Annotated in this window: 15 protein-coding genes; 6 read left to right on the forward strand and 9 right to left on the reverse strand. The window is 47.3% G+C overall.

Features of this window, described 5'->3' with window-relative positions:
- Positions 1–194: 194 nt before the first annotated feature.
- On the forward strand, positions 195–662 hold the full coding sequence (locus tag EP073_RS06775) for a hypothetical protein (RefSeq protein ID WP_128466399.1): 468 nt from the start codon (positions 195–197) through the stop codon (positions 660–662).
- Here the strand turns inward: EP073_RS06775 and EP073_RS06780 are convergent.
- From EP073_RS06780 to EP073_RS06795, 4 genes are all read right to left on the reverse strand, one after another.
- Positions 656–1405: an ABC transporter ATP-binding protein gene (locus EP073_RS06780; protein WP_128466400.1), complete on the reverse strand. Its 750-nt coding sequence runs from the start codon at positions 1403–1405 to the stop codon at positions 656–658. The genes EP073_RS06775 and EP073_RS06780 overlap by 7 nt on opposite strands.
- Entirely contained in the window at positions 1392–2429 is a 1038-nt protein-coding gene (locus EP073_RS06785; RefSeq protein ID WP_128466401.1) for a FecCD family ABC transporter permease, read from the reverse strand. The genes EP073_RS06780 and EP073_RS06785 overlap by 14 nt, the downstream gene beginning before the upstream one ends.
- 107 nt (positions 2430–2536) lie before the next feature.
- A complete protein-coding gene (locus tag EP073_RS06790; protein WP_128466402.1) occupies positions 2537–3310 on the reverse strand; it encodes a class I SAM-dependent methyltransferase in 774 nt (257 codons plus the stop codon).
- Between the two features lie 98 nt (positions 3311–3408).
- A complete protein-coding gene (locus tag EP073_RS06795; protein ID WP_128466403.1) occupies positions 3409–5487 on the reverse strand; it encodes a TonB-dependent receptor in 2079 nt (692 codons plus the stop codon).
- An 859-nt stretch (positions 5488–6346) separates the two neighbouring features.
- Between EP073_RS06795 and lexA the strand changes: the two genes are divergently transcribed.
- The 4 genes from lexA (at position 6347) to EP073_RS06815 (ending at position 9526) form a co-directional block, all read left to right on the forward strand.
- A complete protein-coding gene (lexA, locus tag EP073_RS06800) occupies positions 6347–6958 on the forward strand; it encodes a transcriptional repressor LexA (RefSeq protein ID WP_128466404.1) in 612 nt (203 codons plus the stop codon).
- Positions 6939–7187: a hypothetical protein gene (locus EP073_RS06805; protein ID WP_241654065.1), complete on the forward strand. Its 249-nt coding sequence runs from the start codon at positions 6939–6941 to the stop codon at positions 7185–7187. Before lexA ends, EP073_RS06805 begins: the two co-directional genes overlap by 20 nt.
- Positions 7184–8398, forward strand: a complete 1215-nt coding sequence (gene dinB / locus EP073_RS06810) for a DNA polymerase IV (RefSeq protein WP_128466405.1) — start codon at positions 7184–7186, stop codon at positions 8396–8398. Before EP073_RS06805 ends, dinB begins: the two co-directional genes overlap by 4 nt.
- A gap of 201 nt (positions 8399–8599) precedes the next feature.
- Positions 8600–9526, forward strand: a complete 927-nt coding sequence (locus EP073_RS06815; RefSeq protein WP_347338913.1) for a TerC family protein — start codon at positions 8600–8602, stop codon at positions 9524–9526.
- Here EP073_RS06815 and EP073_RS06820 read toward each other — a convergent pair.
- Genes EP073_RS06820 through phoU form a run of 3 tightly spaced genes read right to left on the reverse strand, consistent with a single transcriptional unit; the run spans position 9523 to position 12347 of the window.
- Entirely contained in the window at positions 9523–10965 is a 1443-nt protein-coding gene (locus EP073_RS06820) for a HAMP domain-containing sensor histidine kinase (RefSeq protein ID WP_128466407.1), read from the reverse strand. The two genes, EP073_RS06815 and EP073_RS06820, sit on opposite strands and share 4 nt — an antisense overlap.
- Positions 10962–11633 (reverse strand): response regulator transcription factor, encoded by a 672-nt coding sequence (locus tag EP073_RS06825; protein WP_128466408.1) that lies wholly within the window; start codon positions 11631–11633, stop codon positions 10962–10964. The genes EP073_RS06820 and EP073_RS06825 overlap by 4 nt, the downstream gene beginning before the upstream one ends.
- A 54-nt stretch (positions 11634–11687) precedes the next feature.
- Positions 11688–12347 carry a phosphate signaling complex protein PhoU gene (phoU, locus tag EP073_RS06830; protein WP_128466409.1) on the reverse strand — a complete coding sequence of 220 codons (660 nt, stop codon included), beginning with the start codon at positions 12345–12347 and terminating at the stop codon, positions 11688–11690.
- A 318-nt stretch (positions 12348–12665) separates the two neighbouring features.
- On the opposite strand from phoU, the gene EP073_RS06835 reads away from it, so the two are divergent.
- The gene (locus EP073_RS06835) at positions 12666–13094 is read left to right on the forward strand and encodes a metal-dependent transcriptional regulator (RefSeq protein WP_128466410.1); all 429 of its coding nucleotides are present in this window, start codon (positions 12666–12668) and stop codon (positions 13092–13094) included.
- 237 nt (positions 13095–13331) lie between these two features.
- On the opposite strand, the gene EP073_RS06840 is transcribed toward EP073_RS06835, so the two are convergent.
- On the reverse strand, positions 13332–14066 hold the full coding sequence (locus tag EP073_RS06840) for an RNA methyltransferase (RefSeq protein WP_128466411.1): 735 nt from the start codon (positions 14064–14066) through the stop codon (positions 13332–13334).
- Complete coding sequence (locus EP073_RS06845) at positions 14067–14759, reverse strand: lytic transglycosylase domain-containing protein (protein ID WP_128466412.1); 693 nt, start codon at positions 14757–14759, stop codon at positions 14067–14069. It lies immediately after the preceding gene.
- Positions 14760–14771 lie beyond the last annotated feature (12 nt).

The raw sequence follows: 14771 nt of genomic DNA on the forward strand, positions 1-14771 counted from the left end.
GCGCAGCGAAGGGCGGTTTATCCGCCCGTGAGCGTGTATAAAAAATTCCCATGGAAGGAGAATTTTTTATTATTATACAGATTCTTCGCTCTGCTCAGAATGACGGTTTCGGAATGTTTTTTCTGATACGTCATCCTGAACCCGAAGGGTGAAGGAACTCTGAAAGAGTTTTTTTTAAAATCGGAAGGTGGTTTATGAAATCAATACGTTACATGATAATGTCCCTTACGCTGTTTATACTGGCGTTCGGAATGATTTATTATACAAGTAAATTTATGGGCAGAGATTCAGATTTTGACTCATTTCAGGAGACGGCGGGTAAGGGCAGCTTCTCCTCCGTTGAAAAAAGCAAGGACAGCGGCATAAACACTATTCTGTTCAGAGGCGTGAAGCTTTTTACAGACGGCTCAGGGCTTGCCTATGTCTGCACAGGCGACATAACCGCCTCAAGCGCTGACGATGAATCAGCCAAAATGATCATGAAATACAGGTACGATATTCTGAACTACGCACCGCAGGCTCTCAGCCCGCTGAAGAGCTTTACGCCTGAATCCCTGAAAGCAGCCGCTGCGGAAACGTCGAGACTGTATAAAGAAAAAAGAAAAATCCCCTCGGATGTGGAATTTGCCTTCGTAAACTGGAACTGTGTTCCCGCTCAGTAAAGCACGAAGCTTTTTTCGTTTATATTCCTGATTGCTATGGGGATCTTGTATGCTGTGCTGAGGTGCTCCTCGCTGATTTCGTTTTTACCGCCGAAATACAGGGTTGAGCCGTTTTCCAGCAGCAGTATCCTGTCCGCATAGCGCACGGCAAGGTTAAGATCATGCAGTACTATGATAGTGGCAAGATTCCTGCGCTCTGTTATATTTTTCGCAGTCTCCATTATCTCCACCTGATTCTTCACATCCAGATGGTTTATGGGCTCATCCAGCATAAGCACATCGGCATTCTGCACAAGCGCCCTTGCTATCAGTGTTTTCTGAAATTCTCCGCCGCTGAGCTCCGTGACGCATTTTTCCCTCATGTGCCCTATGTCCAGTTCGCCTATAACATCTTCCGCCATGCAGTGATCCTCCGCCTTCGGGTGCCATGTCATGTACGGCTTTCTGCCTATGAGCACCGATTCATAAACACTGCACGGAACAGCGTGAGCAGTCTGCGGCAGGTAGGCGATTCTCCTTGCTGTTTCATTGCGCTTCATTGAGGCTACAGAGCAGCCGCCCACATAAACACTGCCTGACGATGCCTTCAGCACACCCGCCACAATCTTCATCAGCGTGGTTTTGCCAGCTCCGTTCGGACCTATTATTCCGCAGATTTCGCCTTTTTTCAGACTGAAAGAGACATTATCAAGTATTTTTCTTCCGCTTTTCAGCGTGTAGGAGATATTTTCAGCCCTGACCATATTTGACGGACCTCTTCATAAGCAGAAACAGAAACATGGGAACTCCCGTAAAGGCTGTTATCACCCCCACAGGGAGCGTCAGGGGATAAAACACAAGCTGTGCCAGCAGGTCAGCGCCCAGCAGAAAAACTCCGCCGAGCAGGGCGGATGCCGGAATCAGAAATCCGTGTCCCGTGTGCCTGAACATCAGCCGCACCATATGAGGCGCTATCAGTCCTACAAAGCCTATTACTCCGTAAAAAGCCGTGGCGAACGCCGCCATGAGCGATGTTATTATCAATGAGTATATGCGTATTTTTTTGACCTCAACCCCGAGACCCGCCGCATGGAGCTCACCCCACTGCATGGCGTTGTAGTCCCAGCTGAAACGGAATGAGAACAGAATGCCGAACGCCGTTACTATGAGAACGGTTATCGCTTCGCCCCAGCCGCCCTTGCCCAGATCACCGAATGTCCAGAATACTGTGGCGGCAAGCTGGTTATCTGTGGAGAAATACTGCAAAAGCATAGTGCATGCGCTGAAAAAGGCAGACATGGCGACACCCGCAAGAATCAGCCCCTGCGCAGACATACCTTTTACGAACGAAAACAGAAGTATGATAAGAGATGCGAGCATTGAGCCGAAAAAGGCTCCGGCGGCTATCATCCCCATATTACCGAAGATAAGCCCGCTGCCTGTGTGAACCATCGAGCCCGCACCGAGGATGATTATGGCAAACGCGGCTCCGAACGCCGCACCTTGGGAAAGCCCGAGGGTAAAGGAGGAGGCGAGAGGGTTGTTCAGTATATTCTGGAGTATTGCTCCGCTGACAGATAATGCCCCGCCCACAGCGAGTGCGGCAAGGATCTTAGGCATTCGCAGATGCCATATGAAATATTCGAGATCTTCATATTCACCGCGCATAAAGAGAGCCGAGAAGGTCTGACCCCATGTGCTCCGCAATGCGCCGTGCTTAAGTCCGAAAAGAACAAACAGAACGAGAAGACAGACAAGACCAAGCCAGAAAAGCAGCCTTCCCTTCATACTGCCAGTTCCTTTTTAATAACAGTTTTTTTGAATATAAAACATTTCGTGTTACGCATATTAAATTTTATAACACAAAAATATTTTTTGTTCCGCAAAAAAATAAATTATTTTGTATTCCAGATTATAAGTTCAAGAAGCGCATGGGTTTTATCAGTCGCCATGCCTTCGGCATCGGTGATTTCATCAACTTCTTCCGAGACTGTTTTCTCAGCGTTCGGAGCGTCATATCCGGAGAGAAAGTCCATGCACTGCCGTTTCATGTTTTCAGCGGTAACACGCTTTTCCCACATATGGTCTATTTGTGCCGATTTATAAGTCAGACCCTTTTCATCCAACCATTTTTTAAGGACAGGAGTGTCGTTGAATCTTTTAGGAGTTATCCCGCACTTTGCGTAGATCCGGTTCATTATTTCAGAATCCTTTTTCCCCGCGAAGCCGAGGTATACAACGAATTTTCCGGCGAGCTCCGTCACTCTGGCAAAATCCTCCGGAGTGCGCACCGCAGGGGTGGTGGAACAGAAAACCATATCAAACTTTTCGTTTCCCGAGTCAAAGCCTTCCCAGTCCGTATGAACGGTTGTGATGTTGGTTATGCCTTCCTTTTGCGCGTCCTCTCTCAATATGCGGAGCATTTCGCCTGATATATCCGCAGCGGTCACGCTTGCCGCCTTTTTCGCCAGTCTGAGCGTATATTTTCCGCTGCCGCTGCCGACATCAAGAACTCGCAGTCCCGACAGGTTTACTCCCGCCTCCTCTGCCATTCTTAATACTTTTGCCTCAAAGGTATCTTCGGAACTGCTGTATCTGGGGTAATCAGATGCACGTTTGTCCCACATAATCTCAGCTTTTTTCGGATCCGCATTTCTTTGAATATCCATAGTCCGCCTCTCTGTTCATAATTTAAATCAGGCGCGGTGTTACCCGTGCCTGATTTCGTATTATACTCTTTTTTGTATTTATTAAAATGGTTTAAATATCAGTATGTCCATCTTACACTTGCGCCCGCGTTGAATCCCATTGACTCATAACCGGATGCCTCTTCGTACTTTTTGTCGAATATGTTGTCCGCATAAACCTCAAGAACGGTATTTTTTACCACTTCGTAAGCTATGCTCGCATCCGCAAGAGTGTATGATGAAAGAGTTTTCTTTTTTCCATCCTCATATTTGGGGCGCTCGCCTATGTAGTTCAATCCCATGTCGAAGGTGAGCTTGTCGGTGATTTTCCAAACGAATCCGGCATTGCCTTTATATTCAGGTATATTGTCAACCTCGTCTGATGATGAGCTGAAATCCTTGTCCGTGGGATCACCGCTTTTTTCAGATTTCTGATAAGACACTCCCGCATTGAGGGTAAGGCTTGAAAGAACCTTGTACTCGCCGCCGAGAGATGTGCCGATAAATTCGGCGTTATCCACGTTGTACTGAGCGTTTACTGTTGTTGCGGGATCGGCTGTAGTGGGGATGGTTCTTCTTATGGAGTAGTTATCAATGTCATAGTACCACGCGGAGAACTTGACGAAGCCTTTGCCGCTGAAATCATGCCTGTACACGAAATCCAGAGCGTTCACCTCTTCGGGTTTTATGCCTCTGTCCCTGAGCTCGTCCACAGCGTCTCCGTTAGCGTAATGCACTGTGTCCGGCATGGTGGGTATCCTGTAGCTCTGGTACATATAAACTGCCGCCTTATCCTGCGGGGTTATGGTGTAAGTCAGCCCTGCCTTGGGCGAAAGCTTGCTGTCGTCAAAATTGTGGGTAAAGTTTTCGGTTTCGTATGTGTCATACCTTACGCCGAGATCAAGGGTGAACATGCTGTTTATATCCCATGAATCCGCAAGGAACACTCCGTCTGTTATGATTTCCTGCTTGCTGTCCGTTTTGCCGAGGGCACGTTGCTGGTTGCCGTTATTAGGATTTATACTGACTTTGATGTCGGTTTCTCCGCCGTGAAGGTTTTTGCGTTCGGCGCCGAAGAGGACTGTATGGTCACTTATTTTCACTTCTGTTTTGGCTTTGAAACCGTAGCTTCTGTCCATCTCCAGCTCACGTTCGTATATCACGTCACCGTCTTGCACAAGTCCGTTATTGCTGTCTTTGGCGGCGAAGTTTTTATCCGTTCTGTCTTCGTATACCTTGTATGCGCTGAGCTCAAAAAAAGCGTTGTCGGTGATGTCCTGAGTGTAGGCTGCGTTGTAGATGAACCGTTCCTTTTCCTGATATGCACCCTCGTTCGGGGTCATGTCCGGTCCGCCGCCGCCTGCGAATCCGTCTGAGGTTTCAATTGTCGGAAAGTCTGAATCATAATCAGCAGTGCCGGGCACGTTTGCGATTATCATACCCCTGCGTGATTTTGTATAATCCACTCCGGCGGTGAGCTCCGCTTTCCACGGCAGTCTGAGAAAAAACTTAGGGGCTATGTGGGTTACCTTGTAATCACTGTTCTTGAAATATTCATCGGCTTCCTGACGGCTCATGCCGAGGCTTACGCCGAAGTTGCCGAACATCTGTGAGTAGCTGCCGCGTATGTTGTAAAAATCATCCGCTTCGTCCCAGCCGCCCATTGTGGCGTAAATGCTCGCCTTGGGTTTTGATGTGGGGTGCGCCGTGTATGCGTTGATAACACCGCCTATTACGTTGCCGTATTCTGCGGAGCTGCCGCCTTTGATAACTTCGATCCTTTCTATGTTATCGAGAGGGAGCATGTTGAAGTCTATGTACCCTGCGCCTATATTGCCTGTGGAGTTCATGTTTACTCCGTCAATATTGACCTGTATTCTCTCGCTGCTCTGACCTCTGATGGTCAGGGTGTTTGTTCCGTCACCCACGCTGCTTTTTCTGGTGAGGTTGATTTCGGGGTCTTTAGCAAGGAAGTCCGCTATGTTGTTGCTTCTCTTTTTTTCAACGACTTTCGCTTCCGATGATTTCAGATCGTCTTCCACTGCGCCGGACACTGTGACTTCCTCAAGATAAATCGTGTCCTGCATCAGTGTTTCCGACATGGCTGTGGTGTTTATAAAAAATAAACATATCGCCGCCGCAAACGGTATTCTCCTCATAATTCTCTCCTTAAATCGTGTGGTGTTAATAATTCCTGATTTCCAGAAATATAAAAATTCCCCTTTATTTCAACATGTTGCAATGGTGAATAATACTGCACAGATATATAGTCGTGTCTAACAAATTTAAAATAGGCTGTCAATGATTTTAGAAGAGATTAAAACTGTTTTAAACATATGTTTATGTTTATCTGTCTCTGAGTAAAAGAGTTATGCTACATATTTTTTATTATGTGTTACCCGATAGTGTAATTTTTTTTGACTTTTCGGTTTTGAAGGTCTATTATTCATAAAGGCGAACACTTGTTTGCTCTTGTTGCTCCATGTGACGTATACAGACCCATGGAAGGGGGCTGCGCCGTGCGAAGCGAAGCCGCATTTACTGCGGCGCGAGCGTGTACATCAAACTGACAGGATGTGCAGTTTGATGTTATTGAATGAGAGGTTGCTTCACCCTTTCAGGGTTCGCAATGACGCATTACTGTGTCACTGCGAGGAGCTGAAGCGACGAAGCAGTCTCTGAATAAGCAGGGATATACAGACCCATGGAAGGGGGCTGCGCCGTGCGAAGCGAAGCCGCATTTACTGCGGCGCGAGCGTGTACATCAAACTGACAGGATGTGCAGTTTGATGTTATTGAATGAGAGGTTGCTTCACCCTTTCAGGGTTCGCAATGACGCATTACTGTGTCACTGCGAGGAGCTGAAGCGACGAAGCAGTCTCTGAATAAGCAGGGATATACAGACCCATGTAAGGGGGCTGCGCCGTGCGAAGCGAAGCCGCATTTACTGCGGCGCGAGCGTGTACATCAAACTGACAGGATGTGCAGTTTGATGTTATTAAATAGGAGGTTGTTTATATGTCAGAACCGACAAAAAGGCAGAAACAGTTTCTGGATTTTATCGAAAGCTTCATTGAAGAAAAAGGGTATTCGCCCTCCATGCGGGAGATAGGCGAAGGGCTGAAGCTCTCGTCCACTGCGAGCGTCAAAAAGATGCTGGACAGGCTTGCGGAAAGCGGCTTTATCCGCCGCGCGTCCTCCTCCGCCAGAGGTATAGAGCTTTCCAGAAGGCACTCCATACCCATAATAGGGCGAATCAAAGCGGGCATGCCTGTTATGTCAGAGGAGAACCTCGAAGGTTATATCTCCGTGAAAGACCTTGTCCGGTCTGATTCCTTTTTCCTCCGTGTGGAGGGAGACAGCATGAAGAACAAGGGGATTCTGGACGGTGATTTTGCTCTTCTTCGCCCTAGTCCGGTCATCGATAACGGCAAAATAGGCGCATTCCGCCTGAACGGAGAGATTACCCTGAAAACTTTCCGCAGAAACAGGGACGGCATGTTCCTTGTGCCGGAAAATGATGATTATCCCATTATTCCCGTTCATGACGGGGATGATTTTGAGGTGATCGGTATTCTGGATATGGTTCTCCGCTTCTTTAAAGGAAATTATGATATTAAATATTCATGAAAAGATCCGTGTCGGCGCTGTTTTTGACGGCGGATTTCCGAAGCCTGTATGGTTTGGTCTGCACGGGGAAAAGGTGCTGATTAAGGAAGTCTGCTACAAATGGAAAGAGCGCGAGGGAACGGATGTTATATACAAATTTACCGTGACTGACGGTTTCAACATATTTGAGATCATGTTCAGCAGCGTGGAAGTCTGCTGGTATCTGGTCGCCATGGATCAGGCGTCATGATTCTCTGTATGGATATGGATGCTTTTTTCGCATCGGTTGAGCAGGCTTCAAATCCGGCTCTGCGCGGAAAGCCCATCGCCGTTGTCGGGGCGAAGGAGCGCACTGTTGTTGTGACTTCTTCATATGAAGCCCGCAAATACGGTGTTAAAACAGGCATGAGCAAATACGAGGCGCTGAAGGTCTGTCCTTTTCTGACAGTTGTGGCGGCACGCAACAGAAAATATACTTATGTATCAAGGGAAATAACCGCATTCTTATATAAAATCACTCCCTGTGTGGAGCCTTACTCCATTGACGAGGCGTTTTTGGACATCAGCGGTACGGGAATAGCCCCGCAGGACGCGGCTTATATGATAAAAAGCTTTGTTAAGAAAAACTTCGGCATAACCTGCTCAATAGGTGCGGGTTCTAACAAGTTCATAGCGAAGATGGCGAGCGGAGTTAAAAAACCGGACGGCTATTACTGCGTCGAAAATGATAAGGCGATCGAGTTTCTGGACAGGTTCCGCCTGAAGGACTTCTGGGGAATAGGGCGGAGGCTGGCGAAGCGCTTTGCGGATATGGGCGTTTTCACTCCTGCGGATCTGCGGGCAATGGGCAGGGAAAGGCTGGTGGAGATATTCGGCGTTAACGGGGGTTACCTTTACGGGCTTGCCTGCGGAGAACATACTTCCGCTGTGAAGACAGAAGAGGAACCGATGAAATCCATCGGTCACAGCCTCACACTGCCGGAGAATATTTCAACAAGGGAAGAAGCGGCGGGCTATCTGCTTCAGCTTTCGGACATGGTGTCTTCAAGGGCGAGGCGGCTCAGGTATTCCGGCAAAACCATTACTGTAACCATACGCTATCCCGATATGGGCACTTTTTCTCAGGCGCATACTATACCTTTTTTCACATCCGCCACACATCATATATATGCCGAAGCTCTGGAGGTTTTCGATAAGCTTTGGAACGGCAAGGATATAAGGCTTCTGGGAGTGTGCATCTCAAGCCTTGTGCCGGACTGCGTGACCCTTTACAATATAGAGGACAGCGGCAAAAACTGGGAAGGACTGTATTCGGTGATGGACGAGATCAACACTAAATACGGTGAACGCACTCTCCAGTTCGGTTCAGTGCTGAACTGCCGCCGCAAGGGTTCCAGCGTTATCTCCCCCGCTTGGCGTCCCTCCGGCGACAGGCATGTGAATATTATGGACGGGAATTGATTCCGAAAAATTTTCTCCTCCCGTCCTTGCAATCCGCAAAATTCATATTATAATAATCTTCGTACCGGGCCCCTCTGGCATTTTGTCCCCGAAATGCGATGTCGGTATGTTCCGTTCGGAACCTTAATCATGGGGCTGAGATGTTCTGTGAATACCTTACATGCGTTCCTTTTTTCCGATTTTCTTCACAAACCTGTGTGGATGTGGCTTGTTTTTCTGGCTGTTGTTTTGTTCCTTCTTATTCTTGATCTGGGTGTTTTCAACCGGAAGGATCATGAGATAGGCGTTAAGGAAAGCCTGTTGATGTCTGTGTTTTACATAGGCATAGGTCTTCTTTTCAGTCTCTGGGTAGGCAAAATTCTCGGGCAGGAAAAAGCCTTTGAATACCTCACCGGTTTTGTGGTGGAAAAGACCCTTGCTATGGACAATATATTTGTCATAGCGATGATTTTCTCCTACTTCCGCGTACCCCGAATATACCAGCACAGAGTGCTTTTCTGGGGTATTCTCGGAGTCATAGTCCTCCGTGGAATAATGATAGGTGTCGGCGCTAAGCTGGTCAGCGAGTTTGAGTGGGTGCTTTATCTGTTTGCCGCTTTCCTTATTTACTCCGGCGTGAAGATGCTGTTTAAGCAGGAGGACGAAGCTGATATAGGCGCAAATCCGGTGCTGAGGTTCATCCGCAAAAGGATAAGAGTGACAAGAGATTTTCACGGGCACAGCTTTCTTATATACCGCACGAATCCCAGAACGGGGCATAAGTTTCTGTATGCTACGCCGCTTCTGATGGCGCTTATCTTCATTGAGATTGCCGACGTTATCTTCGCCGTTGATTCCGTGCCTGCGGTGTTCAGCATCACAACGGACGCTTACGTTGTTTACACCAGCAACATATTCGCTATTCTCGGCTTGAGGTCGCTTTATTTTGCCCTCTCAGCAGTGATTTCAAAGTTTCACTACCTCAAGTACGCTCTTTCAGTTGTGCTGATATTCATAGGCGCTAAGATTTTTGTTTCCGAGATGCTGCATCTGGTGAAAATTCCTCCGGCAGTGAGTCTTGGTGTAACTCTTGCCATACTCGCTGCCGGTATTGTCGTGTCTCTGGTTAAGGGGGATAAAGAGGCTTAGGCTTCTTCCTCTTCAATAGTTCTGGCGGGTCTTTCAAACAGGGTGGCGACAAAGGTGTTGCCGCCTTTTTTATTTTTCTCCAATGTGATTGAGCCGTCGTAAAGCCCTGTAATGTGCTTAACTATTGACAGACCGAGACCTGTGCCGGTAAGGTTTCTGTTTTTAGATTTATTTACAGTGTAGAAGCGTTCAAATATCCGTTCCTTTTCCTCATCGGGAATGGCGGGACCCTCATCCGATACACGTATCACCGTTTCATCATCCTTTCTGCTTACGTTTATCTCTATGACTTTGCTGCTGCTGTATTTGTGTGCGTTGTCAGTGAGGTTTGTGAGCAGTGTCATAAAATGCTCTCTGAGCACAGGCACTTCCGTGCAATCCGCATTGAGAACTGTTTTTATTTCAAATCCCTCGTACCGTTCTTCAATCTCCGCCAATGCGGAATCAAGCTGCAAAGGTTCGTCCACACTGAACCCATCCGGAATATGCTCAAGCCTGTGGAGCTCCAGAATGTCGTTTATTATATTATTCAGCCGTTTTGAGTTGCTGTGGATGATAGTGAGAAACTTCTCAAGGTTTTTCTTATCCACCGAGGTGTTGCCGAGAAGTGTCTCCGCATAGCCCATAATCATGGCAAGAGGAGTCTTGAGCTCGTGGGTAATGTTGCCGATAAGTTCAGTTTTAAAGTCCTCATACTGGGTTCGTTCGGTTATGTTGTAGAGAACTATGAGGATTTCATTGTCGAGATAGCGCACATGAACATCGAACATCTTCTGTCTCAGTTCAAGGTGATGTATGCTGTCCTCTGTTTTTTCCAGAATCCTGCTTATAAAGCTTATTACATCCATATTGTTGACGGAATCCACAATATTCCTGCCGAGGGTCAGTTCGGCGCCCAAGTGTTCCACTGCCTTCCGGTTGAAGTGCTTTATTCTGTATGATGTGTCCAGAAGAATGATTCCTTCGTTGAGGATAGTGAAAACATGCTGGAGTTTGTGGCGTTCGTTTTCAAGCTCATTCTGCTTTTTTGTCATTGAACTGTACATACGGTGAAAGATGTCTGAGACTTTTGACATGGTTTTGTCGCCGAAAACAGGGAAGTTTATGTTTTTATCCCCCGCTTCTATCCGGTCGGCGATTTGGGCGAGCTTCCGCATGGGAACGGAAATTCTGCCCGCCAGAAGAAAAGATATAAGACCGGACGTGGCGACTGATAAAAGAATCAGCCGGAAGTTGTAGTCAAGGGTTCTGCGGTTATGCTCCGACGCTTCGGTTTCGGTGAGGTTCTCTGAGAGGATTTCGCTTTTGCCTCTGAGTTCGTGGGCGTGAGGCGCAGTCAGAGCATCTTCCGCCAGCCTGCCGGAATAGTGCAGAGTAAGCATCAGCACTAAAGTGACAGGAACGAATATGGTGAAAAAGATGCTGACGAAGAGCCTCATGTATCGGCGCGGTAGCCTATTTTCGGTACTGATTTGATGATTTTCCCCCTATCTCCCAGCTTCTTTCTCAGTGAGGATATGTGAGTGTCCACTGTTCTGGAGTATACATCGGTGTCATATCCCCATACCGCGTTTAAGAGCTGGTTTCTGGTGAAGACTCTTTTCGGGTTGCGCAGGAAGGTGACAAGCAGCTCGTATTCCTTGTTGGTGAGGACTATTTCGTCTCCGTCCGCCTTTACTGTGTAGTTGACCGTGTCGATGGTAATGCCCGATTCGGAGATGATTTTGTTTTCCATGGCGGGTGTACGGCGGAGGATCGCCTTAACCTTCGCCGCGAGAATATTCATGCTGAAAGGCTTGGTGAGATAATCATCAGCGCCGTTTTCCAGTCCTTTGATTATGTCGTTCTCTGTGTTTTTAGCGGAGATTATTATTACGGGTATGTGGATGTATTTCTGGTTATGGCGGACTATGCTGAGGAAATCCATCCCTTTGAGCCCGGGAAGCATCAGATCGAGAAGTATAACATCAGGGCTGAAGTTTTCGAGGTGGATTAGTCCGTCATTAGCGTCCGCGGAACAGATTACTTCATAGTTTTTCTGTTCCATGTTGAATTTGATGAGGTCGCTCATCTCCTCGTGGTCTTCAATTACCAGTATTTTTATCATATAGACTCCTTTCCGGCACGCCTGCGGGCAGACCCGTCAGGCATGCTGCGTCCGTCAGTCCAGTTTCTGGTGGCGTACAATCTTTCCTTCCACCATGAAATAGACAAGCTCGGCTATGTTTGTTGCGTGGTCGGCTATGCGCTCTATGCACCTTGTTATCTGCATCAGGGATATTACCCCTGTTGTTTTTTTGATGTCTTCGGCGATGTAGGTGAGCAGCTCACGGATTATCTGCGAGTGCAGACCGTCAATTATATCGTCTCTTTTTATGACGTGATAGGCAGCGCCGGTGTCCTTGTTGAAGTAGGCGTTCACGGCGTCATTCAGCATAACGGCGGATGCCTCGCCCATTTTAGGCAGGTCAATGTACGGCTTTATCTGCGGTATTTCATTCAGCCTTAATACTTCCTTCGCTATATCAACGCTGTAGTCGCCTATGCGTTCAAGATCGACAATAATTCTGGAGGCAGTGAGGACAAAGCGGAGATCCACTGCCTTCGGTTCGTACAGGGCAAGTATCTTGCGGCAGAGGGCGTCCACCTCTATATCGAGGTTGTCTACCTTGTCATCCCACGCGATGATTTCTCTCGCGAGATCGCTGTTGCGATCAACAAGGCTTTTTACTGAGCCTTCGATCATGGTTTCGCACTCTTTTGCCATTTCCGCTATCAGAGCCTTAAGCCTGATATAATCAGTTTCATGCTGCTGTGACATATAACACCCCTTCATCAAACATAAATGTTATATTCATCCGCATATGCAGGGTTTGAAGTCTGTACATATTGCCTGTGGAGAATACTTAAAATCATTATATCAAAGACGCCGGCTTATGAAACAGGTTTAAGCCGCACTTTGAAAAACAATTTAACATATTTTAATTCTGTGGAGTCAATGTGAGAGAAATGTCAAATAGATGTTAATTAATTTATTTTCTCCGGCGTATGAAACTTTTTTGAACCTATATACATAATTTGGCTTTCAATTCTTTTTAGACTGTATTAAACTTTGTTAGACAAAAACGCAGGAGTGTTTATGAGAGACAGAGAACTTTCCGGCAGCATGGAAGATTACCTTGAAACCATTCTGCTGCTTCAAAAGGAAAACCCCGTTGCCAGAGCGAAAGAGATTTCGGAAAAGCTCGGTGTTAAGATGTCGTCGGTAACCAACGCACTCAAGCATCTTTCCGAAAAAGGATTCATTAACTACGACCGCTACAGCTTCATCACCCTCACAAAAGAGGGCGAAAAATACGCTGAGAACATCTTCCTCCGTCATGAGGTTCTTAAAAAGTTCCTTAAGACAGTTGTGGGCTTGAGCGAAGACCACGCAGAGGAGAACGCCTGTCGTATGGAACACGTCATGGATATGGACGTAATCAGCAGGATCAACAAGCTTGTGGAGTTTCTTGAGAGGGAAAATGTCTCTCAGGAGTTTAAAAAGTATCTCGACGAAAAAAATTAAACATGCTTCACCGGGGCGGTCTGTAAGAGTCTGCCCTGACTGATTACAAAAGATGTAACAGGCTTGTTGGTATCTATTCTCACTCAATCCCCCTTTATTAAAGGGGGAAGTTATTGCCGTAAAAATAAACCTTCCTCCTTTCTCAAAGGAGTACAGGAGAGGATTTATGCAGATATATACTTTTTTACTTTTGAAAGGATTTTATCAACAAGATGGGCAGCCTTAAAGAGGCTGTCTTTATTTTTTCAGGGTTCTGATCTCCCTGAGCAGCTTTCCCGTTACAGAAGTGAGCAGATTCATTTCCCTTTCCGACCATTCCTTAGAATCGAAAAGCAAGCCTATTTCCCGTAGCCGGACATCATTATTCTGGCTGTTCAGGTAGCCTGAAATCCTGAGCAGTTCAGCCAGCTTGCTCTTGAAACGCTGTTTTTGCTCAACAGAGGCGAAATCGGGCTTGCCTGCTTTTATTTCCGTATTCGTCATGGCGTCTCTCAGCCCCCACAGTACGGCTAGTACGGCGTGAGACAGGTTCATGCTCGGACAGGCGTCCTCCGTGGGCAGGGCGACCCTGTAGCGGCACGCTGAGAGGTGTTCGTTGGAGAGTCCCCGTGCTTCGTTGCCGAAAAGCAGACCGACTGTCTTCCCTGCCGTTATTTCGGTTTTGACAGCCTCGGCAAGAGCGGAGTAGGGGAGCGACAGCCCGTCATTCCATGGATTTCTGGGACTGAATCCTATTATGGTGTCTGTTTGGGAGACAAGTTCCGTGAACGAGCCTTGCTTAACTGCGCCGTCAAGGATGCGGGAAGCATGCACCGCATACATTGACGCACCCAGTTCCCTTCCGGAAAGAGCGCCGGTGAAGCTGAGCCTGTCAAATCCGGTATTTGCCATTATTCTGGCTACATATCCCAGATTAACCGCTCCTTCTGTTTCAGATAAAAGTACGGTGATTCTTTCCTTCGGGTCTGTCATTCAGGCTTTATTGCTGAGACTCAGCATCAGACGGTAGTTTTTCATTACTTTGCTGTAATACACCTGCGGCAGTCCTGTTCCGCTCTGGAGCTTCTTGCGCAGGTTCCCCGGCCCGAGGTTATAGGCGATGATGGCGTGTTTCTGATTGTCGTATTTATCCATGAGGTATGAGAGATAGCCTATGCCGAGTTTGATATTTGTGACGGGGTCAAAAAGCTCGTCAGCCCTTCGTATGTTCACATCCGCCTTTTGGTCGGAGATGTAGCGGGCGGTGCCGGGCAGAAGCTGCATAAGCCCCATTGCGCCCTTGTTTGACACTGAATGCCTGTTGAATGAGCTTTCCGTCTTGATTACCGCAAGCACGAGATACGGATCCAGATTGTGCTTGCGTGATTCGCTGACTATTAAATAAGCCAGATCCATTGTGGTCAGCCCGCCCTGAGAGCGGCTGAATGTTGATAAAATATCCCTGACATCCAAAACCTGTGTTGCGAATGTCATTTTTTCCCTTTCGGCGTTCAGTTTCTCTGATACGCTTACCATTTTGCTCTGCTGTTCCTGCGCTTTTTCTTCCATGCCGCCGAGATTGTAGTTTACGATGTTGAGGAAGAAGAAGTTCACGGCAAGCAGGAAGAATATAAACACTGACAGCATCAGCGCTATAGGTCTAGCCTGCATTTCGATAGCTTTCATTCTTTAAATGAC

Origin of the sequence: Geovibrio thiophilus (assembly GCF_004087915.1) — a bacterium.
GTDB classification, from domain to species: domain Bacteria; phylum Chrysiogenota; class Deferribacteres; order Deferribacterales; family Geovibrionaceae; genus Geovibrio; species Geovibrio thiophilus.